Origin of the sequence: Dactylococcopsis salina PCC 8305 (assembly GCF_000317615.1) — a bacterium.
Lineage (GTDB): Bacteria > Cyanobacteriota > Cyanobacteriia > Cyanobacteriales > Rubidibacteraceae > Halothece > Halothece salina.
Map to the genome: position 1 here is coordinate 3,102,841 of NC_019780.1, position 21,058 is coordinate 3,123,898.

A 21,058-nucleotide genomic window follows, 5' to 3' on the forward strand; every position below is an offset into this window, starting at 1 on the left:
TGGGTAACTGATTACTGATCACTGTCCATCACCGCTTGACGATCAAGCAACACTAAATCTCGTAATTGTTCAGTATCCAATTGGGTTAACCAATCTTCACCTGCATCAACGGTTTGTTCAGCTAACTGTTTCTTACTCTCTATCATCTCATTAATGCGCTCTTCTAATGTTCCCGTACAAATAAATTTATGCACCTGTACATTTTGTTTTTGTCCAATGCGAAATGCCCGATCGGTGGCTTGATTTTCTACGGCTGGATTCCACCAACGATCGACATGAAACACATGATTGGCGCGAGTTAAGTTTAATCCTGTTCCACCTGCTTTAATGGAAAGAATAAAAATCGGAGGTGCATCGGGATCATTTTGAAATTGATCCACCATTGCTTCTCGTTGTTGTTTACGAGTCGCACCATAAAGGAAGGGAATATTGCAGTGAAAATGTTGTTCTAAATAGGCTTTAAGTTGTTTTCCCCATTCTGCAAATTGAGTAAAAATTAAAGCTCGATCGTTTTCTGCGGTTAACTCTTCCAACATCTCAGTTAATCGTAATAATTTACCCGATCGTTGCGGTGTAATCAACTGTTTTTCCTTCTGTAATAAAGCAGGATGATTGCATAACTGTTTCAGTTTCACCAACAGGGTTAAAATCTTACCGTGACGTTTAATTCCTTCCGCCGCTTCAATGTCTTTTAATGCTTTCTCGACAATCTCCTGATACAATTGCGCTTGTTCTTGGGATAATCCACAATAAACATTCATCTCCTGTTTTTCGGGTAAATCTTGGATGATTGTTCGATCGGTTTTTACCCGTCGTAAAATAAACGGTTGAACTAAAGAACGTAGCGTTTGTAAAGAATCTCGATCGTTATATTTCTCAATGGGAGTCGCAAAGCGCCGTTGAAAAAATTGTTGTGATCCTAAATAACCAGGGTTCAAAAAATCAAGAATCGACCATAATTCCGACAAACGATTTTCTAACGGAGTTCCCGTTAAAGCAATCCGAAAATTTGCCTCTAATTCTCGCACCGCTTTCGACTGTTTCGCTTGCGGATTTTTAATGTTTTGTGCTTCATCTAAAATCACCGCTTCCCATGACACATTTTTCAGAGTCGTTGCGTCTCTTTGTGCTAAGGCATAGCTGGTAATAACTAAATCATAGCCTTGAACTTGTTTAACAAATGGTTTCCCTTTTTTTCGTTTCTCTCCATGATGAACCAGACTGGAAAAATTACGAGAAAACTTTGCCACTTCTCGTTCCCAATTTCCTAAAACTGAAGTTGGACAAACCAAGAGAGTTGGCGCATTTAGTTCCTCTTTTTCCTTAAGATGTAACAGTAGCGCGATCGTCTGGATTGTATTGTGACAGATGATATTATTAGCGATAAAGTTATGATGTTCGGCGATTTCAAAATCATAAACCCAACCCTCATAATTGATTTCCTCAATTGATTCAATTCGAGAGTAAAATAATTGTTCTTCCCTTTCCTTCACCAGAGTAGAAACAGATGCTTCTTCAAATTGAGAACTTTGATTGCTTTGATTTTCGGTTTCCCAACCCAGATAACGACTCAAAATTCTTGCTGAGTTGCCAGCAAAACTTCCCGCATAATATGTTCTCTCACGATTTCCACCATCAGTTACACAATTTGGTTGTTGAGACACTTTTAGCCAGATACCAAAACGTTTTAGTAACACCGAGAGTTGTTTCATTACCATCAAAGAATCACTCGCAAATTCTATACTTCCTGTTTCCTCATTTACTGAACCTTTAGCCTTAAAATAGTGACACAGAAAGTAACTCACTCCTTCTAAGTCAGCATTCATAATTAAGTTTGGAATTACTTGATCCTGAGAGTTCAAAGATAGTTCCTTAGCCATTTGCCAAGCGATCAACTCGACTAATTCCAGATCAACTGATTTTCCTTCCCAAGAATACTTAGCAGGAACTGCCACATAATCTCCCACTTGTAACTGATTCGTCCATCCTTGAGAAGTTAATAATTTATGTTGTTGAGTAATGGTGATGGTTTCCCCATCTTGTAAGCGAATTTTGCGTAACTTTTCCTGAACCTGCTGCCGATACAGTCGAGTAATTAAAGCGGGAACAATTTTGTTAGTAGAATGATCGATCGAATTCACCCACAAAGATTGAGAAGGTTGCGCCCAAACCCCTTCCCCATCCTCAATGGTTTCAATACCAAATTCCTCCCAAATTTTTTCCGCCGTCCATAAATTACCATTCAGAAAAATCAGAGTCTCAGGAGAAACACATTTTCCTAAACCCATATCATCCGCTAAACATCCCCCTAAACCCCATTTTTGTAAAAACGCCAGCCAGCTAACGCCTCGCGCTTGATAGGGACGTAAATCACCGCAGAAGTCTTGAGGAGTTGCAACAGGGGTTAAAGATTGATTCCCACTTAAATTTGTAATCAATTCTTGCAGCGCACCAGAGGCTTCAAAATCCACAATCGGAAGTTTTCCCATCGTCTGACTTTCCCCACTGGTAAGTCTCACCGCATCTTCCACAGAAAGATTCATTTCCGCATCGCTACCCTTGAGTAAGGTTTGCGCCGCTTTCACATCACTGGGTTGTAAAGCTAACCATTTGCCATTGACTTCCACTAGAGGAGATTGTTGATCTAATAACTGCTTAAATTCTTGAGGAGAGAGGGTTTCCTCATCAACGGCTAACTCCCACTTATAATTTAATAAACTCTGTAGCCCCAGTTTTTGCCCTTTTTTAGGCGCTTGTGCTTTCACCTTCACCCCTAAACGTCTTTCTCCGCTTCCAGGGGCTAAACCAGGGGGTAAAATGACACCAAAGCCATTTTCTGATAAACGCCAGGCACTCGCGCGAATAAACTCATAGGCTTGAATCGGATCAAGGGAACAACCAGTGGGTGTAGAATGTTGTAAACTGTCGTGGATGGTGGGATATAATCGCAACGCTAACCCTAATCCTTGTAGTAAGGTTTCTTGAGGTTGCTTGATTGTCTTCCCGTCTTTTATGATTTCATCTGTGGCGGTATTCCAGATCGTTTCTGCGTCGAGAAAGTTCTCTTCATCGTCACGAGATTGTAAGCCATATTCTAGATACCAATTTTCGTTACTTTCAGAAGGGGGAAGCAAACGAAAACAAGGACGAAAGGGTTTATGAACGATCGTTTCGAGGTAATTTTTCCCTAAATAATTTTCTACTGGTGCGATCCAAATTTTTAACGCCTTTTCTAAACGACGCAAACTGACTTCATCTGTGGAGAAACTGGAATCATCGCTAGAAAGCGCCAGAAACCATTGTTTGAGAAGAGGAGTGGTAACGGGAGGAAAAGCAGGAGTAGAACTGTCACGAATACGGGTATTGATAACAGCGCTGAGAAAGTCGATAACGATCGCTTCTGGGGAAAGGTTAAAGTTGTAAGAACGACAACTTTCTGGGATATGTTGGGCAAAAGTTTGTAAACGTTCTTGATCTATGGGAGCATCAAATAAAGGCTGCCAAGCGGTTATGGCTTTTCCTTGAGGTTGAACCTCCAATTGTGGTAACAGCTTCGATCGAGCTAACAGTTGATCACTCCAACGGAAAAGATGTGACCAAAATTTGATACTATCGCTTTCTGTGGTAGTGGATAACAACGGAAAAAGCGACGCAATGGGGAGACGATATCCCCAAACCTGCCAAGTTTGAAAAGACACCTTTTCTGGCGATTGGGGAGTCTGTTGCGACAAAAGAGGAAGGACAGATTTTTTCTTAATTTCTTCCGTTGGAAGCGTCAAAGATTGGCTGCTGTAATTCGTGAGTTGGTCACGGGAAATTTGCTGTTGGACTAACAGATTACTCAGTTCACTTTCACTGAGGAGAAAGGGATGATCTTGGGGAAGGTCTGGTTTTAAGATTCCTTCACAACTCCGCCAAGTTTCTCCCCAAATAAAAAACGTCTGTTCTTGTGATGATGACAGCCAAATTCCGTGTAACTTTGTCATTCCAAATTTATCCCAACTTAAAATTAATCATAAACAACACAACAGATGCCTTTAAACCTTCCTCAGACATCTGTATTAATTCGTATCTCCCACCTTACCGCGAAAAATGGAGAGACGTTCCACGACAGGTTTCAATCCCCGTCTGAAACAAATAACAAACAACAGTGTTAGCATTGCCACAGAGAAAGAGCATAATAGCATAGTCAAGGAAAAGAAACGATAATGATGGAATTTGAACAGTCAATATCCTTTGATGGTCGGGATATTCGGCTTAAGGTGGGACGGTTCGCACCCCAAGCCGGCGGTTCGGTTTTAATTGAATGTGGAGACACTTCGGTATTAGTCACGGCTACTCGTAGTCGTGGACGGGAAGGAATGGATTTTTTACCTCTAATTGTGGATTATGAGGAAAGACTTTACGCGGCTGGTCGTATCCCAGGCGGTTTTTTGCGTCGAGAAGGTCGTCCTCCTGAAAAAGTCACTTTAACCAGTCGTTTGATCGATCGACCGCTACGTCCTTTATTTCCTCAATGGATACGGGATGATATTCAAGTCGTAGCGACAACGTTATCAATGGATGAGTTAGTTCCTCCCGATGTTTTGGCAGTAACAGGCGCTTCTTTTGCGGTAATCTGCGCGGGGATTCCGTTTTATGGCCCAATGGCAGGTGTGCGTGTCGGTTTAGTGGGAGATGATTTTATTATTAACCCCACCTATGATGAAATAAAAAATGGTGATTTAGATTTAGTGGTCGCTGGAACGCCAGATGGCGTGGTCATGGTGGAAGCGGGTGCGAATCAGCTACCCGAACAAGATGTCATCGAAGCCATTGAGTTCGGTTATGAGGCGGTTCGAGATTTAATTGAAGCCCAAAAGCAGTTAATGAAGGAACAAGGGATTAGCATCGCAACGGAAGAACCACCCGCCGTTGATCCGACATTAGAAGAGTTTATTAAGTCTAAGGCAACTGAACCGATTAAGAAGGTGTTACAACAGTTTGATCTCGATAAGAAAGGACGGGATGAACTGTTAGATGAGATTAAGGAAACAGAAATTGAAAGCGCGATCGAGGCACTCCCTGAAGATGATCCGTTACGAGTCACGGTGACAGAAGACCCGAAAGCCATTGGTAAAGTATTTAAAGAGGTCACTCGCCATCTCATGCGTCGCCAAATTATTGAAGATGGGGTGCGTGTGGATGGACGGAAACTGGATCAGGTGCGTCCCGTGAGTTGTGATGTGGATGTACTACCGAAACGAGTTCATGGTAGTGGTTTATTTCGTCGCGGTTTAACACAAGTGCTGTCTTTAGCCACGTTGGGAACGCCAGGAGATGCCCAAGATTTAGCCGATGAACTCCATCCCAATGATGAAAAGCGTTATCTCCATCATTATAATTTTCCGCCCTATTCTGTAGGAGAAACGAAACCGCTACGATCGCCCGGACGACGGGAAATTGGTCATGGGGCTTTAGCAGAACGGGCAATCATGCCAATTTTACCTTCTAAAGAGGATTTCCCTTATGTGTTACGAGTGGTGTCGGAGGTGCTTTCTTCCAACGGTTCGACTTCTATGGGATCGGTGTGTGGATCGACGTTAGCGTTGATGGATGCGGGTGTTCCTCTCACCAAACCCGTCAGTGGCGCGGCGATGGGTTTGATTAAGGAAGAGGACGAAGTTCGCGTTTTAACCGACATTCAAGGAATTGAAGATTTCCTCGGTGATATGGACTTTAAAGTAGCGGGAACTGATAGCGGCATTACGGCGTTACAGATGGATATGAAAATTACGGGACTCAGTTTGGATGTGGTGCGTCAAGCCATTGAACAAGCACTCCCCGCGCGGTTGCATATCTTGGAGAAAATGCTGGCAACCATTGATAAGCCGAAATCAGAGTTATCGCCGTTTGCACCGCATCTGATTAATTACAGAATTGATCCTGATATGATTGGTTTAGTGATCGGTCCTGGGGGTAAAACCATCAAGAATATTACGGAACAAACGGGCGCTAAAGTTGACATTGAAGACAGTGGCGCGATGACAATTTCTGCCCCCGATCGAGATAGCGCGATCGCGGCTTTGAATCACGTTAAAGGCTTAACTCGTAAAATTAGCGAGGGAGATGTCTGCGTTGGTCGTGTTACCCGTATCATCCCGATCGGTGCGTTTGTAGAGTTAATGCCTGGCAAAGAAGGCATGATTCACATTTCTCAGCTTGCGGAATACCGTGTCGGTAAAGTCGAAGACGAAGTGGCTGTGGATGATGAAATCGTCGTGAAAGTGCGGGAAATTGATAATAAGGGACGTTTAAACCTCACTCGCCTTAATATCCATCCTGATGAAGCTGCCGCCGCCCGTGTTGCCGTTGAAAGCGAATAACTGATCGTTCACGAAGGCTTGCATGCAAGAGGCAAGATGGGGGGAGATGGGGAAGATGGGGGAGATGGGGAAGATGGGGAAGATGGGGAAGATGGGGAAGATGGGGAAGATGGGGAAGATGGGGAAGATGGGGGAGATGGGGAAGATGGGGAAGATGGGGGAGATGGGGAAGATGGGGGAGATGGGGAAGAAAAATTGCTCCCTTGTCTCCCATTTCTCCCTTGCACTTTTTTGAGGATTTAAGAGCATTAAAACCAGATGGTACGCGAGTTTTAGCTTTCTTGACTCAAGCCCTAATTATAGCTTGAGTCAAGAAAACTGAAAGTCTTACCAAATAAGGATTTGAGGCGATTCAGTTCAGATAAAAATGCAAGTTCATTGATTGTTCAATCGTCACACACCTTGCATCAAAACCTTGAACTCCTACCGATCAATCAACCCTAAGGCAAGAGGCAACTTGCTGATTGGTGTTGGGTTTCGTAAACTTCACCCAACCTACTTGCCTACTTGCCTCTTGCCTTTTGCCTCTTGCCTTTTGCCTTTTGCCTCTTGCCTTTTGCCTCTTGCCTTTTGCCTCTTGCCTTTTGCCTTTTGCCTCTTGCCTTTTGCCTCTTGCCTTTTGCCTCTTGCCTTTTGCCTCTTGCCTCTTGCCTTTTGCCTCTTGCCTTTTGCCTCTTGCCTCTTGCCTCTTGCCTCTTGCCTCTTGCCTCTTGCCTCTTGCCTTTTGCCTCTTGCCTCTTGCCTTTTGCCTCTTGCCTCTTGCCTCTTGCCTCTTGCCTTTTGCCTTACTTAACCAACCAATGGACTTTTTCAGCAACCCCTAATTATAGAAGAGGGCGATCGCTTAACCTTGTGGTATGAAAGCTCAGAAGCCAAACGATTAGCACCGCATCAAAATCAATACTTCTCGGATTTTATCTCTACCATTGACCTGAATCAACTGGCCTTTAAAATGCGTGGCGAAAACGGTGTTCCCATGAAAATGAGGCGTAGAGGCTTCAGAACCTTCCGTAATTGCTTTTCTGGACGAGAAGGTTTAAATTGGTTGCAACAACACCTTAAAATTAGTCGCAACGACGCAATTCGAGTGGGAGAACGTTTAATCAAAGAGAATTGGCTTTCCTCACTCACTCACAATACAAACTCCTTTCAAGATGGAGATGTCCTCTACCGCTTCCACCTCGACGAATAGCCGAAAATCCCCTTAAATCCATACTGAGGATAGGGGTAAACTCCTAGTAGATAAATTATTGTACATTTTTTGACTTAGCTTTACTTTTTAGTGGAAAGGGAAATGGGTCTTAGCCCATCTCCCTTTCCTAAACGGCTTCTTAAGCCAATCTGATTTCTCAGTAAAGTGTGCCTCGACAAACTTCAAATCGCTTTTTACATCTGTAACACGACCTTATAAAGCATCGGTACTTAGTTTAATCACAGACCACAGAAGCTCACGGCTGGCGTTCACCGAGAGGTGTGATGACGAAATGAAGGTAGCCTACCTTGTTACAGGTTTGTTAAAGGCTGAGTCTGCACGCTCGTACCTTTCTAGGTCAACAAAAATCGGACTATGTCAATTAATGTCTAGCTTTTAACGAGCGGATTAACTTTTCGATGGTAATTAAACTAAACCAGTATTTGTTCCTGGTTTTCCAGTCGCTAACTGAACTTTGACAATTTTGCCGCCCATTTTCATAATGCGTTGCTGTTCAGTAAACCAGTTTTCGTAGGGAACGAGCTTGGTAAAGTAAGTATTTTGTAACTCACGCTGTGTGCGAATCCGAGTTTGACTGGGAACACAAGCGGTTATTTTAAACATTCTCATTGGTGATTAACTCCCAAAATTATGATTCCTTTAAACACACTTAGTTCGGGAGTGAGCCAGTCAATACTAGATCATTAAAACCTATCCTTAATTTTTGATAAGTCTTGAACCTCCTAGCACTCACTCGCCACTACCCGAACTGAAGTCATCATGGATTTATTCTCTCAGACGGTTTCCGAGTTAGCTTAAGCCAGAGCAGATGTAATCGAAATAAACACCCATTTCTTTACCCGCATCAGGGCCAACGAGACCTGCGGTTACTTCTTTCATCGCTTGAATCGCTTGGACAGTGGCGTTAATAGGAACACCTAAAGAGTTATAGGTTTCTTTTAAGCCATTGAGAACACGCTCATCGAGAATAGAAGGATCACCTGCGAGCATCGCGTAGGTAGAGTAACGGAGATAATAGTCTAAGTCGCGAATGCAAGCAGCATAACGACGGGTAGTGTACATATTACCGCCAGGACGGGTAATGTCGGAATAGAGTAAAGATTTCGCAACCGCTTCTTTGACGATGGTCGCAGCGTTAGCACTAATGATATTAGCAGCACGAACTCGCAGTTGACCCGTTTGGAAATAGCCTTTGAGCTTTTCCATGGCAACATCATCAAGGTATTTTCCTTGAACGTCAGCAGAGTTAATGACAGAGGTAATTGCGTCTTGCATTGTTATTTTCCTTTCCTAAGTTCAGTTTATAGAGAATAGTGTTTGATTAAAAAAATCAATGGAGAACAGAAACCGCAACGGTTTACTGCATAGCGCCGATGACATAATCGAAGTAGGAAGCCGCCTCGCCAGCATCTTCAGCAGACATCATGGAGCAAGCCACATCTTTCATGCAACGGACACTTTCCGCAACTGCGTTAACAGGAGTACCGAGAGAGTTGTACATTTCCCGAACGCCTACTAAACCAATTTCTTCAATCGGAGTGACATCACCAGCAACGACACCATAAGTCACGAGACGGAGGTAATAATCCATATCTCGTAAGCAAGTCGCAGTCATTTCTTCACCATAAGCGTTACCGCCAGGAGAAACCACATCAGGACGTTTTTGGAAAAGTTGGTCGCCAGCTTGCTTAACGATACGCTCACGAGCGCCAGTGAGAGTTTGAGCAATGCGGAGGCGTTGATCTCCACCTTCAACAAAGGCTTTAATACGGTCTAATTCGCCAGGGCTGAGGTAACGGGCCTCAGCATCAGCATTCACGATGGACTTCGTGACGATACTCATGTTTTAAAATCCTCCAACGGATAAGTTTTGATTTTGAGTTTAGGCTGGTGTTCCCTGCCATACTGATTAGAGTATCAGCAAAGGGGACAGCTTGATTGTTTTTGATAACCTTCTCCGATTTATTTTGCGATATTTCTCTCAGTTTTCCTCGCTATTTTTTATATTTTGTAATATTTCTCATCATTTGCCTCGATGTTCACGACGAGGCGTTGCTAATCTGCAGCAAGTATAATAAAGCTAAGACTCTTATCACTGCCCATGAATCGTGATCTTTACCACAACGAAGTTCGCCATGCTCTAGAAAAAGATGGATGGTTAATTACTGATGATCCGTTCCGTTTGCGTTGGGGAAAAAAAGATATGTATGTTGACTCAGCCGCAGAAAAATTGCTACTAGCAGTTAAAGATAAGCAAAAAATAGCGGTGGAAATTAAAACCTTTGGGGGAGCTTCTTCTGTTGCTGATGCTCAAAAATCTTTGGGGCAATACTTTATTTACCTTTCGGTTATTAAACGCTTGTTTCCTGAACGTCATCTTTACCTAGCACTCCATGAAGAGGCTTACGAAGATTTTTTTAATGAACCCCTGGGTGAAATCATTCTCACAGATTATCAAGTTCCCCTTCTCATCTTTGATCCTAATCAGGAGGTTATTATTCGATGGATAAATTAACTCATTACCGAAAGTTGATTCGAGAAATTTTGAGTAATCATGGGAAGATTCCTTACCCACAGGGAAACATCAAGTTTGAAACCGTTTTTGACCCTGAATCCGATCGCTATCTTTTAATGATTCTAGGTCACGAAAACAAGCGTTATGAGCATGGTTGTCTAATTCATGTTGATATTATCAACGACAAAATTTGGATTCAACGAGATGGAACAGAAATCGGAGTAGCCAACGAACTGGTAGAAGCAGGGATTCCGAAAGAAGAAATTGTTTTGGGATTTAAGTCACCTCAGCGCAGAAAGGACACAGAATTTGCAATAAGCTAAATTTGATTCCCTCCAATGTAGGTTGGGTGATAACCCAACCTTCAAACCTTTTAGGCTTCGATCGAGCAGGGGATTGCGTCAACTCCACCTAACCTATAAGCGGTTACTGTTGCAACTCATCGAGACGAGCTAAAACTTGTCGGCTGTGGATGGGAGGTTTCACCCCAAGAAAGATTTCCCGAAGCATCCCATCAGGATCAATAAGATAAGTGTGACGCAACGATCGAATCCCTAACCATGATCCATAAGCCTTGCTCACAGAGCCATCGGTATCCGCTAACAAGGGAAACTCAACCCCAGTGGCATCACAAAAGGCTTCGTGAGACTGTACATCATCCGCACTCACCCCGATAATTTGAGCGTTACGAGCCTGATATTTGCTTAAATCTTGTTGGAAGCGTTTGGCTTCGAGGGTACAACCAGAGGTAAAGTCTTCAGGATAAAAATATAAAACCACCCATTTTCCTTGATAATCAGACAAGGAAATTTTCCCGTCTCCTGTGTTAGTGGGAAGCGTAAATTCTGGGGCTGGTTCATTCAGCGACGGTTGTTTTCCCCCTAATGCTTCAGCGTTAGGGATGAGACAAAAAAGAGCCAAACAGAGCGTTAAGGAAAGGGTGAGAAAATGGCGACGGAACATAATTAATTGTTTTTTTCTTAAAGTGGGAGAGTGTCAATCCATCCAATTTTTAGCACGTCCAACGGCTTTTTGCCAGATACTAAATTGATCTTGCGCTTGCTGTTGATTTTTACTGGGGATAAAACTTCGATCGCGCTTTCTTTTCGCCACTAACTCATCATAATCATTCCAGAAACCAACCGCTAATCCTGCACCAAAAGCGGCCCCTTGTGCGGTAGCATCGAGAATCGCGGGACGTTCCACAGGGATTCCTAAAACATCCGCTTGAAACTCCATCAAAAAGTTATTTTGGGAAGCGCCCCCATCGACTTTTAACAAAGAGATCGGCGTATCGCTATCTTTATTCATCGCATCCACCACTTCTTTCACTTGGTAAGCAATGGACTCTAAAACCGCCCTCACCATATGTTCTCGTTGCACACCGCCAGTAATCCCTAAAAACGCCCCTCTAGCATTCATATCCCAGTGAGGCGCACCTAACCCACTTAAAGCAGGAACAAAATAAACGCCGTCGGTATCTTTCACCTGACGGGCTAAGGTTTCCGTTTCGGGTGCGGATTTAATCAGTTTCATCCCATCTCGCAACCATTGGATACAAGCGCCAGTGGTGAACATTGCTCCCTCTAAGGCGTAGTTCGTGACGGGTTGACCGCCATTGGCTTCACTCCAAGCTACTGTTGAAAGCAGTTGATGCTTCGATCGCGTCAATTCTTGTCCGCTTTGAGAAATCAGGAAACAACCCGTTCCGTAAGTACACTTAAGCATTCCTTTTTGATTACAACCATGAGCATAAAGCGCCGCTTGTTGATCACCGAAGACCGATCGAACGGGAATTTCTGTCCCTAAAATCTCGGCATCGATCGCGCCAAAATCTCCCAAACTAGGACGAATTTCCGGCATCAAATGGACTGGAATCCCAAATAAATCTAATAACTCAGCGTCCCACTGTTGCGTTGCCAAATTCATCAACATAGTACGGCTGGCGTTGCTGTGATCTGTACTATGAACTCGTCTTCCCGTTAAATTCCAGAGAATCCAGGTGTCAATTGTTCCCGCTAAAACATGGTCAAGATTCATCTCTGGCTGATTTTGTTTCACCCAATCCAACAACCAAGACAACTTACTCGCCGAGAAATAAGCATCTAAAACTAAACCCGTGCTATTTTGAATCTTCTCAGCATACCCTTTTTTCGTTAATTCCAGACAGTAATGAGCCGTGCGCCGATCTTGCCAAACGATCGCCCGATGTAACGGTTTTCCTGTGGTTTTATCCCATAATAAACAGGTTTCTCGTTGTACCGTTAACCCCGTCGCCGCAATTTCTGAAGGAGCAACATCGGTACTTCTTAAAACCTGTTCCATACAGCTACGAGTATCATGCCAAATTTCCATCGGGTCATGTTCTAACCACCCTGGCTGCGGATAATATTGGGTTAATTCTCCATAAGATTGTCCCACAACTTCACCGTTTCGATCGAAGATAATAGCACGATTTCCAGTTGTTCCCAAATCGAGGGCGAGGACGTATTTTTGCTTAGTTTCCACGATAATCTCTCTAAGTTTTCATTGTGTTTTAGTTTACCATTTCTCCTGAACTGTTTTCAGCTTCTAATTGTTGTTGGGTTTCGCGTAGAGACGTTCCATGAAACGTCTCTACCCAACCTACTTTTTATCTCGGAGATAAAGTTAAGAAGTCGGAAACCAACACAGAAGAAAAAGGAATGAAACGGACTGAATTTCGTTATGAAACATTCCAAAGAGTGATTCCTTCAACAATTAGAAGTAGGTTGGGTGGAGGAAACGAAACCCAACATCAATCAGTGACCAGTTAAGCAGTTACCAGTTACCAGTAGTTCTCAAACTTAATTAGTAAAAGTGAAAGATTGATCGATTATTAATTCACTGTTTACTGATCACTGATCACTGATCACTGGTCACTGGTCACTGGTCACTGTAACTGTCCCAGTTCCTAATTACTCTGAAATTAAGAAAGGGACATTGCAATCAATTATTCGTCAATGTTCTTTACCTCGTAGTCTTTTTGAAAGTGATGAATAAAACGATCGCCTTGAGGATAAATTTAACTTAACTTTCCCCAAAAAAGGCGGGATAAACAAACGCAAAAGCAGGAGAACTAGGAATCCGTGTTTCGTCCATTTCTTCGACAATAACCGTTTCTAATTCTTCATCCCAACGGGCTTGAATTTTACGTCCATTAAATTGAACCGTTTTCTCTCCCACTTGCTTCATTTCTTGGTGAGGAAACTGTTGACTTGCGCCAGAAAATTCACCTTTGGGAGTTCCATTCCCACTTTCCCAAATGTAACTAACAATGGCTTTGGGATGTAACTCTCTTTGGTCTTGATTGCGAACGGAAAAAATGATTCGATCGTCCGTATAATAACTTCCGTAGGGATATCTTTGATAGTTGCGATCGTATCCCGTCTCAGTAGAAAGAATTTCACTATCAGGATGTTTTTCTAACCAGTCTCCTAAACTGGTTTTAACCGAGGGAAGACGTTCCAAACTCTGATTCACTCTCGAACCGACGATTCCTAATGTCCAAGGTTGGGCGTAGAGAGTATCGTCAGCGCGATCGTACATGACGAGACAGCTTTGATAAAGTTTCCCTGAAACCCCAAAGGTGGTGTTACCGCGAGTAAACGTGGCGATCGTGTCGCATAATGGACAATAAGTCACGCTAACATTAATTCCGCCGATGGTATCATTAACAATTTCGTGCCAGTTCATAATTTTATAAGGATAGGCTTTCGCTTCCCCATTAATCACCACACCAATCACGGTTTCGTCTTTGTCAAAAGGAGTAGTTTCGGCTGTATCAAACTTAGGATCATCAATGCTAGGAATCCCATCTTTTGGGGGGCCACCATTAAATAAATTATTCAGATCAATGCGTGCGGTGTCTTTGGGTTTGTTATTCTGTTTCTTAATATCTTCTAACTCTTGACTTTGATCATGGAAAACTGATGTCAGGTGAAAGTATTGGAGTTTAAAGTTATCCCAGCCACCTGCTTGAACCACCATTCCGCCTAAACTGAGGGTGAGAAGGGAAATTGTACCAAGGGTAATTTTTGCGATCGGTTTCATGGTTATAATAGTTGAACAACGTTTATTTTAATCATGGTTATATTCTGTAAGCAGAACCTTAATTTAAAATGAAACTTAAATGAGAATTTTTCGTCGGCAACAATCTTACTGTACTTTGATTTATTATATGAAATGCACAAATATTTGCTACAAATTACTGGTTAAACGATCCCCCCTAGCCCCCCTTAAAAAAGGGGGGGAAATAAGTCTAGCCTCTTAAAAAAGGGGGGAAAAAAAGTCTAGCCCCCCTTAAAAAAGGGGGGGAAAAAAGTCTAGCCCCCCTTAAAAAAGGGGGGAAAATAAGTCTAGCCTCTTAAAAAAGGGGGGAAAATAAGTCTAGCCTCTTAAAAAAAGGGGGGAAAAGAAGTCTAGCCTCTTGATAAAGTGGGAAAATAAGTCTAGCCTCTTAAAAAAGGGGGGAAAAGAAGTCTAGCCTCTTGATAAAGTGGGAAAATAAGTCTAGCCTCTTAAAAAAGGGGGGAAAAGAAGTCTAGCCTCTTAAAAAAGGGGGGGAAATAAGTCTAGCCTCTTAAAAAAGGGGGGGAAATAAGTCTAGCCTCTTAAAAAAGGGGGGGAAATAAGTCTAGCCTCTTAAAAAAGGGGGGAAAAGAAGTCTAGCCTCTTGATAAAGGGGGGAAAAGAAGTCTAGCCTCTTAAAAAAGGGGGGAAAAGAAGTCTAGCCTCTTGATAAAGGGGGGAAAAGAAGTCTAGCCTCTTAAAAAAGGGGGGAAAAGAAGTCTAGCCTCTTGATAAAGGGGGGAAAAGAAGTCTAGCCTCTTAAAAAAGGGGGGAAAAGAAGTCTAGCCTCTTGATAAAGTGGGAAAAGAAGTCTAGCCTCTTGATAAAGGGGGGAAAAGAAGTCTAGCCTCTTGATAAAGTGGGAAAAGAAGTCTAGCCTCTTAAAAAAGGGGGGAAAAGAAGTCTAGCACCCCTTAAAAACGGAGGAAAGTAGCATAAGCATAGCCCCCCTTAATAAGGGGGGTTGGGGGGATCATTCTCTAGCCAGCTTTCTTAGATTTCATATTAAAACACCTGTCGAAATCATAACAATTATAAAAGCAAAAACGTGCAATTTACTTCCCAATTTCTAGATAAATTCAAAAAGAATAATGCTACCGAAAGCAAACAGCGAGAAAAATTTTTAATCAGTGCTAAAAATTGGTTAAAATTACTACCTTTACTGATTATATTAATCCCTTTCGGAGAAATTATCACTCGTTTATTAGTGGAATGGTTTTGGTTTCAGGAAGTAAATTATCAAGGAGTTTGGTTAAAACGATTAATCACACAATTAGGATTAGGTGGAGGCGTTTTCCTGATTTCAGCATTATTTTTAGGAATCAACTTTAATCTCGCGCAAAAATTACAGTTCACTGACTCAGAAGAAGATTCCCCATCAAAACTCGTATTGGGTAAAATGAATTTGCGCTCTCTCTTAATTGTAATTGGGTTAATTTGTTTACTGATTAGTTTAATGTTAATCCATTACTTACAAGTGAGCGTTTATCTCATAGAGTCGGGGTTTAATCTGCCTTTATTAGAGAACATTGTTGATATTTCTGGATTATCTGAGAATTATGAAGTTAATAATTTAAATCCGTTTTTATCATCCCCGTTTAAGTTACAACTGGTTAAACCGTTACTAGAAAGAGTGATGACATCGCAATGGCAAATTTTATTAATCCTTGCCATTTTTGCCATTTTACTAATGAGGATTAGCTTTTGGCTAAAAAGTTTTGCTGTGATCATTAATGTTTTCTTTACCGTAACGATCGCGCTAAACTGGACAAAAGTTTTACCCTTTCTTTATCGGACAAATTTTGAGTTATTTGATCCATTATTTAATAAAGATATTGGCTTTTATATTTTTAGTCTTCCCATTTGGGAACTTTTAGATTTTTGGTTGGGAGGACTATTTTTATACAGTTTATTAGCAGTGAGTTTGATGTATCTCTGTTCTGGAAATAGTATCTCTGATGGCAAGTTTCCAGGATTTTCTTACCCGCAACTCCGTCATTTGTACACTTTGGGAGGGATGGTTTTTCTTACCTTATCTCTCCGTCATGGTTTAGCACGGTACGAATTGTTATATTCAGAGCGTGGGGCAATTTATGGCGCAAGTTATACTGATGTTCAGGTGCAATTGCCGATCGAAACGTTGTTAAGTATTGTGGCGGCGGTAACTGCAGTTTGGTTATTTTGGCACGCTTTAACCCACTCGATGCGGTTTCGGATTAAAGGACGTTCTCATTGGTTGGGATTTATTCTTTACATTGGGGCAGTAATTTTAGGGATAACTTTAAGTCCGATTGCCCAAAGGTTTGAGGTTCTCCCCAATGAACTGGAACGAGAACAACCCTACATCGAACGATCGATCCAGTTAACTCGCGCCGCCTTTGGGTTAGATCAGATTGAGGAACAACGATTTGATCCTGAAGATACACTCACCAGAGAAGAAGTAGAAGCGAATCAACAAACCATCAGTAATATTCGCTTGTGGGATGCCCGTCCTTTGTTGCAAACCAACCGTCAACTGCAACAGATTCGATTATATTACGAGTTTGCGGATGCAGATATCGATCGATATACCCTCCGAGTCAACATTGATGATCCTGAAAATGTGAGTAAACGAACTGAACGTCAGCAAATGATTATCGCCCCACGAGAATTAGATTTTAATTCTGTTCCGAAACAAGCGCAAACTTGGGTGAACAAGCATTTAGTTTATACTCATGGCTATGGCTTTACTCTCTCCCCAGTGAATCAGGTAGGAGAAGGAGGGCTACCCAAATACTTTATTAAAGATATTGGCACGGGACAAGAAGAAGCAGCAGGAGATTTAAGAACCAAGAGTCCACAAATTCGAGACAGTATCCCCATTGGTAAGCCGAGAATTTATTATGGGGAACTTACCGATAATTATGTGATGATTCAGACCAAACAGCCAGAATTGGACTTTCCCACTGGCGAGGATAATGCGTATAACACTTATGACGGGAAAGGGGGAATTCCCATTGGTAGTTGGTGGCGAAGAAGTATTTTTGCACAGTATCTCAAAGATTGGCAAATGCTGTTTACGCAGAATTTTACTCCTGAAACAAAGTTATTAATGCGGCGAGATATTAAAGAACGAGTGAAGGCGATCGCGCCGTTTTTACAGTTTGATAGTGATCCTTACTTAGTCACAGCAGACACAGAAGACACAGCCCTTGGCCCCCCTGAAAATTCTTTGCATTGGGTGATTGATGCTTATACCATCAGCGATCGTTATCCTTATTCTGATCCTGGCAGTTATCGGTTTAACTATATTCGTAATTCGGTGAAAGTGGTTGTGGATGCTTATGACGGCGATGTACAGTTTTATATTGCCGATCTCAATGATCCGATTATTCAATCTTGGGAAAAGGTATTTCCGAATTTATTTCAGCCCCTGTGGCAAATGCCAATCACCTTAAAAGCACATATTCGCTATCCCGTAGATTTGTTTAAGGTGCAGTCGGAACGTTTACTAACCTATCACATGATTGACCCCCAGGTGTTTTATAACCGTGAAGATCAATGGCAAATTCCCCAAGAAATTTATGCCAACGAAGCGCGATCGGTTGAACCCTATTATCTCACGATGAAACTACCCACAGAACAACGTGAGGAGTTTATTTTATTGCTTCCTTTTACCCCCACAGAACGCAATAATCTCACCGCTTGGTTAGCGGGTCGATCGGACGGTCAGTTTTACGGAAAACAGCTACTATACCAATTTCCGAAACAAAGATTGATTTTCGGACCCGAACAAATTGAAGCGTTAATCAACCAAGACCCTGTGATTTCACAACAGATTTCCTTATGGAATCAACAAGGATCACGGGCGATTCAGGGGAATTTATTGGTGATTCCCATTGAACAGTCGTTATTGTATGTAGAACCCGTGTATTTGGAAGCAGAACGAAATAGTCTTCCCACCTTAATTCGCGTGATTGTGGTGTATGAGAATCGGATTGTGATGGCGAAAACCTTACAGGGGGCGATCGATGCGATTTTCTTACCAGAAGATAGCGACACCCCAGCAATTATCCGTCCAGTGGAGGAAGTGACTCCTTCTTTAGAAATAGAAACCCAAGAATAAAATGTCAAATGAGTGAGTCTAATCCCCGACAGGTTGTATTTAACGCCCTTTATGATGTGATCTTGAAAGATGCTTATACTGAGGTGACGCTCAATTCTGCTCTCTGAGACCACCAAACTATGGACTTGTTAAGTAATTAGTTCCTCACATTATCTCCCAACAAGCATAAGATGATCAATCTTGAAAAATCGGGAAATTAAGAAGTATTAAACAAGGAAACATTGACCAGAGAAATCCGTTCAAACAAAGCGCAGCAGACAAGGCAAAAAATGCCTCATTAATAATGCTAAATCGGAAAATTTCCTCAACACTTGTTCTTTTTACAGCAACCTCTTCTATCCTCGGATGGAACTTAGGAAACGCAGCTTTCGCTCAAAACCGAGAATGTCAGCAAGAAATTGTTATGCAAAAAGTGGAAGTTTTAGATGGTCAAGGTGGTGGTGAAGGAAAATTAGAAATGCAGATTCAAGTAGAAAGTGGAAGCCTAAACGAAGAAGTAAAAGTGTGGAAACTTCCCCCAAACCAGAGTCAAAGATTACAAGAAAAAATTGGTTCATTTCCCATTCCAGAAGGCTCTTCCGTACAACAACGGTTAAGAACATCTATCGTTGAGCGTGAAGTCGGTAGCGACTGGCTGGTTGGCGCAGATGATCATGGCGACGATGAAAGCACGCTCACCCTCCGATGTGGCGAACCCCAAGAAATTACCCATAACGTGATTATTCAAGGGAAAAACGATGCAAAAGTGAGAGTAACTTACGACATTCAAGATACCACACGAGGAACGGTTCAACAGCCTCTCATTCCCATGAATCAAACCATTAACCTCCTCAAACTTTCCTCCGAAGCTCGTTGGCAGTCCGGTCGCCTTGTTAGCGCGAATAATGTCACCAACACTGAACAATTGTCTTGGATGGGAAGCCCCAGTAATGATAATGGGTTTGTCCGTTTAGAGGAAGTAACTCTAGAAAATGGTAAAACCACTAACGCTTTACGCACGCATCCGAAATGGGTTTCTAATGGTACGATTAAAGGATGGCATCCAGAAGTAGAACTTCCTGAAAAAGCCGTGTTTTCTGCTGATGTTGGCTTTGTTGAAGGGGCGCAAAACACCGATGGTGTCACTTTCCAAGTGTGGGAACATCACCAAGAAGGAGGGCGCAGAGTTTGGAATAAAGTTGCTGAAGTCGAAAAAGATTACACAGGTAACTTAAGACAGATTGAAGCTGATCTCTCCCACCTAGCGGGAAAAGAAGTCAAAATCGAGTTAAGAGTGGATGCGGGAGAATCATCGGGTCAAGACTGGGCAGCCTGGAGTGATGTTAAAATTAATTCTGCATCAAACTAAATCTTCATAAAAATTCAGATACATGGAGGGTGCATTCCATCCCCCTTCAGTTGTCGGGGAAGATTCTTATATAAAATGAAAATCATGACAAACGCCAATCCTCGACAAGTTGTATTTAACGCCCTTTATGATGTGATCTTGAAAGATGCTTATACGGAAGTGGCGATCGATCGCGCTTTCCAGTCTTCCCATTTCTTACCACAAAACTATGGATTTGTCAAGGAATTAGTCTCTGGCATTGTCCGCCGTCAACGCACCCTCGACGCACTAATCAGCCAATTCGCCAAAAAACCGCAACAACCGCCAAAACTCCGCCTCATTCTCCAAATTGGACTGTATCAGTTACGCTATCTCACCCAAGTTCCCCCCTCCGCCGCCGTCGATACCAGCGTCGAACTCGCCAAAAACAATGGTTTAAGCAAACTGTCTGGGGTGGTTAATGGCATTTTACGCCAATACATTCGCCAAGCCGAAACTGTAGCTGATCCTCTGATTTTACCCGATGACCCGATCGAAAAATTAGGAGTTAAACATAGCTTTCCCAATTGGATTATAAAACTGTGGCGGGACGAATGGGGACAAGAAACGGCGGAAAAACTAGCAGCCTGGTTTAATCAGTCTCCCACCATTGACCTAAGAATTAACCCCTTAAACGTCTCAAAAGAAGCCGTAGAAAAAGCCTTTATGGAAGCGAACATTAATTACGAGTTTCTTTCTCTTCCCTATGGTTTAAGACTTACTTCTAGAGTTGGGAACATTCAGCAACTGCCAGGCTTCTCAGAAGGATGGTGGACGGTTCAAGACTTCAGCGCCCAACTGGTGAGTTATTTACTTAATCCACAGCCTGGAGAAACCATCATTGATGCTTGTGCCGCCCCAGGAGGAAAAACCACTCATATTGCCGAATTAATGGGAGATGATGGATTAATTTGGGCGCTCGATCGCGCTTCTAGTCGCCTAAAAAAAGTGATTAGTAACGCAGAAAGATTGCAACATAAATCTATCAAAACTTGTGTAGCAGACGTGCGAGAAATGAAGCAATTTCAGCAAGCCGCCAACCGAGTCTTAGTAGATGCCCCTTGTTCTGGACTGGGAACACTCCACCGCAGAACCGACCTCAGATGGCGACAAACCCCCGAAAACCTAGTAGAATTATCGCAACTGCAACAAGAAATATTAACCACTGCTGCCACTTGGGTGAAACCTAAAGGAACATTAGTTTATGCCACCTGCACCCTGAACCCTTTAGAAAACGAAGATGTCATTCAAACCTTTCTCAGCAACCATCCGCAATGGGAAATTGACCTTCCCCCAGACAACTTTCCTAGCAAGTCTCTTGTCTCTGCTTCAGGTGGGATAAAACTTATTCCCACCGAACACAACAGCGATGGGTTTTTCATGGTGAAATTAAAACACAGATAAC

16 protein-coding genes and 2 pseudogenes are annotated in these 21,058 nt (G+C 42.5%); 10 read left to right on the plus strand and 8 right to left on the minus strand.

Going from position 1 to position 21,058, the window contains the following annotated elements:
• Positions 1 to 11: 11 nt before the first annotated feature.
• A complete protein-coding gene (locus DACSA_RS14900) occupies positions 12 to 3,986 on the minus strand; it encodes an SNF2-related protein (protein ID WP_015230543.1) in 3,975 nt (1,324 codons plus the stop codon).
• Between the two features lie 222 nt (positions 3,987 to 4,208).
• Here DACSA_RS14900 and DACSA_RS14905 point away from each other — a divergent pair, with 222 nt between their 5' ends.
• Positions 4,209 to 6,365, plus strand: a complete 2,157-nt coding sequence (locus tag DACSA_RS14905) for a polyribonucleotide nucleotidyltransferase (RefSeq protein ID WP_015230544.1) — start codon at positions 4,209 to 4,211, stop codon at positions 6,363 to 6,365.
• 22 nt (positions 6,366 to 6,387) lie between these two features.
• Positions 6,388 to 6,600: a hypothetical protein gene (locus DACSA_RS14910; RefSeq protein WP_198007579.1), complete on the plus strand. Its 213-nt coding sequence runs from the start codon at positions 6,388 to 6,390 to the stop codon at positions 6,598 to 6,600.
• Between the two features lie 195 nt (positions 6,601 to 6,795).
• On the opposite strand, the gene DACSA_RS20970 is transcribed toward DACSA_RS14910, so the two are convergent.
• Positions 6,796 to 7,182, minus strand: a complete 387-nt coding sequence (locus tag DACSA_RS20970; protein WP_051017334.1) for a hypothetical protein — start codon at positions 7,180 to 7,182, stop codon at positions 6,796 to 6,798.
• Between the two features lie 33 nt (positions 7,183 to 7,215).
• Between DACSA_RS20970 and DACSA_RS14920 the strand changes: the two genes are divergently transcribed.
• Positions 7,216 to 7,557 carry a DEP domain-containing protein gene (locus DACSA_RS14920; RefSeq protein WP_041235522.1) on the plus strand — a complete coding sequence of 114 codons (342 nt, stop codon included), beginning with the start codon at positions 7,216 to 7,218 and terminating at the stop codon, positions 7,555 to 7,557.
• A gap of 426 nt (positions 7,558 to 7,983) precedes the next feature.
• Here DACSA_RS14920 and DACSA_RS14925 read toward each other — a convergent pair whose 3' ends face one another.
• The 3 genes from DACSA_RS14925 to apcA all read right to left on the minus strand — a co-directional run bounded on the left by DACSA_RS14925 (position 7,984) and on the right by apcA (position 9,421).
• Positions 7,984 to 8,187, minus strand: coding sequence for a phycobilisome linker polypeptide (locus DACSA_RS14925; RefSeq protein ID WP_015230546.1), 204 nt, complete (start codon positions 8,185 to 8,187; stop codon positions 7,984 to 7,986).
• A gap of 180 nt (positions 8,188 to 8,367) precedes the next feature.
• Positions 8,368 to 8,853, minus strand: coding sequence for an allophycocyanin subunit beta (apcB, locus tag DACSA_RS14930; protein ID WP_015230547.1), 486 nt, complete (start codon positions 8,851 to 8,853; stop codon positions 8,368 to 8,370).
• Positions 8,854 to 8,935: 82 nt separating this feature from the next.
• Complete coding sequence (apcA, locus tag DACSA_RS14935; RefSeq protein ID WP_015230548.1) at positions 8,936 to 9,421, minus strand: allophycocyanin subunit alpha; 486 nt, start codon at positions 9,419 to 9,421, stop codon at positions 8,936 to 8,938.
• Between the two features lie 258 nt (positions 9,422 to 9,679).
• On the opposite strand from apcA, the gene DACSA_RS14940 reads away from it, so the two are divergent.
• Both DACSA_RS14940 and DACSA_RS14945 read left to right on the plus strand, forming a co-directional pair.
• Positions 9,680 to 10,093 carry an element excision factor XisH family protein gene (locus tag DACSA_RS14940; RefSeq protein WP_015230549.1) on the plus strand — a complete coding sequence of 138 codons (414 nt, stop codon included), beginning with the start codon at positions 9,680 to 9,682 and terminating at the stop codon, positions 10,091 to 10,093.
• Positions 10,081 to 10,416 carry a XisI protein gene (locus tag DACSA_RS14945; RefSeq protein WP_015230550.1) on the plus strand — a complete coding sequence of 112 codons (336 nt, stop codon included), beginning with the start codon at positions 10,081 to 10,083 and terminating at the stop codon, positions 10,414 to 10,416. The genes DACSA_RS14940 and DACSA_RS14945 overlap by 13 nt, the downstream gene beginning before the upstream one ends.
• Before the next feature lie 103 nt (positions 10,417 to 10,519).
• On the opposite strand, the gene DACSA_RS14950 is transcribed toward DACSA_RS14945, so the two are convergent.
• Positions 10,520 to 11,056 (minus strand): peroxiredoxin, encoded by a 537-nt coding sequence (locus tag DACSA_RS14950; RefSeq protein ID WP_015230551.1) that lies wholly within the window; start codon positions 11,054 to 11,056, stop codon positions 10,520 to 10,522.
• 33 nt (positions 11,057 to 11,089) lie between these two features.
• Positions 11,090 to 12,601 (minus strand): glycerol kinase GlpK, encoded by a 1,512-nt coding sequence (gene glpK / locus DACSA_RS14955; RefSeq protein ID WP_015230552.1) that lies wholly within the window; start codon positions 12,599 to 12,601, stop codon positions 11,090 to 11,092.
• 143 nt (positions 12,602 to 12,744) lie between these two features.
• On the opposite strand from glpK, the pseudogene DACSA_RS23130 reads away from it, so the two are divergent.
• Both DACSA_RS23130 and DACSA_RS23135 read left to right on the plus strand, forming a co-directional pair.
• Positions 12,745 to 12,837, plus strand: a pseudogene (locus DACSA_RS23130) (Hsp20/alpha crystallin family protein); the annotation flags it as partial.
• Between the two features lie 169 nt (positions 12,838 to 13,006).
• Positions 13,007 to 13,114: pseudogene (locus DACSA_RS23135) on the plus strand (type II toxin-antitoxin system HicA family toxin); the annotation flags it as partial.
• A gap of 27 nt (positions 13,115 to 13,141) precedes the next feature.
• Here the strand turns inward: DACSA_RS23135 and DACSA_RS14960 are convergent.
• On the minus strand, positions 13,142 to 14,164 hold the full coding sequence (locus DACSA_RS14960; RefSeq protein WP_015230553.1) for a DUF3179 domain-containing protein: 1,023 nt from the start codon (positions 14,162 to 14,164) through the stop codon (positions 13,142 to 13,144).
• A 1,066-nt stretch (positions 14,165 to 15,230) separates the two neighbouring features.
• Here DACSA_RS14960 and DACSA_RS14965 point away from each other — a divergent pair.
• The 3 genes from DACSA_RS14965 (at position 15,231) to DACSA_RS14975 (ending at position 21,057) form a co-directional block, all read left to right on the plus strand.
• The gene (locus DACSA_RS14965; RefSeq protein WP_015230554.1) at positions 15,231 to 18,287 is read left to right on the plus strand and encodes a UPF0182 family protein; all 3,057 of its coding nucleotides are present in this window, start codon (positions 15,231 to 15,233) and stop codon (positions 18,285 to 18,287) included.
• A gap of 283 nt (positions 18,288 to 18,570) precedes the next feature.
• Positions 18,571 to 19,635, plus strand: coding sequence for a hypothetical protein (locus DACSA_RS14970; protein WP_015230556.1), 1,065 nt, complete (start codon positions 18,571 to 18,573; stop codon positions 19,633 to 19,635).
• Positions 19,636 to 19,719: 84 nt separating this feature from the next.
• Entirely contained in the window at positions 19,720 to 21,057 is a 1,338-nt protein-coding gene (locus DACSA_RS14975; protein ID WP_015230557.1) for a 16S rRNA (cytosine(967)-C(5))-methyltransferase, read from the plus strand.
• Position 21,058: the final 1 nt, after the last annotated feature.

Bases quoted from the DNA above. Each gene is read 5' to 3' on its own strand.
- DACSA_RS14900 (WP_015230543.1), bottom strand. From the start codon at position 3,986: ATGACAAAGTTACACGGAATTTGGCTGTCATCATCACAAGAACAGACG.
- DACSA_RS14905 (WP_015230544.1), top strand. From the start codon at position 4,209: ATGATGGAATTTGAACAGTCAATATCCTTTGATGGTCGGGATATTCGG.
- DACSA_RS14910 (WP_198007579.1), top strand. From the start codon at position 6,388: ATGCAAGAGGCAAGATGGGGGGAGATGGGGAAGATGGGGGAGATGGGG.
- DACSA_RS14925 (WP_015230546.1), bottom strand. From the start codon at position 8,187: ATGAGAATGTTTAAAATAACCGCTTGTGTTCCCAGTCAAACTCGGATT.
- apcB (WP_015230547.1), bottom strand. From the start codon at position 8,853: ATGCAAGACGCAATTACCTCTGTCATTAACTCTGCTGACGTTCAAGGA.
- apcA (WP_015230548.1), bottom strand. From the start codon at position 9,421: ATGAGTATCGTCACGAAGTCCATCGTGAATGCTGATGCTGAGGCCCGT.
- DACSA_RS14940 (WP_015230549.1), top strand. From the start codon at position 9,680: ATGAATCGTGATCTTTACCACAACGAAGTTCGCCATGCTCTAGAAAAA.
- DACSA_RS14945 (WP_015230550.1), top strand. From the start codon at position 10,081: ATGGATAAATTAACTCATTACCGAAAGTTGATTCGAGAAATTTTGAGT.
- DACSA_RS14950 (WP_015230551.1), bottom strand. From the start codon at position 11,056: ATGTTCCGTCGCCATTTTCTCACCCTTTCCTTAACGCTCTGTTTGGCT.
- DACSA_RS14960 (WP_015230553.1), bottom strand. From the start codon at position 14,164: ATGAAACCGATCGCAAAAATTACCCTTGGTACAATTTCCCTTCTCACC.
- DACSA_RS14970 (WP_015230556.1), top strand. From the start codon at position 18,571: ATGCTAAATCGGAAAATTTCCTCAACACTTGTTCTTTTTACAGCAACC.
- DACSA_RS14975 (WP_015230557.1), top strand. From the start codon at position 19,720: ATGACAAACGCCAATCCTCGACAAGTTGTATTTAACGCCCTTTATGAT.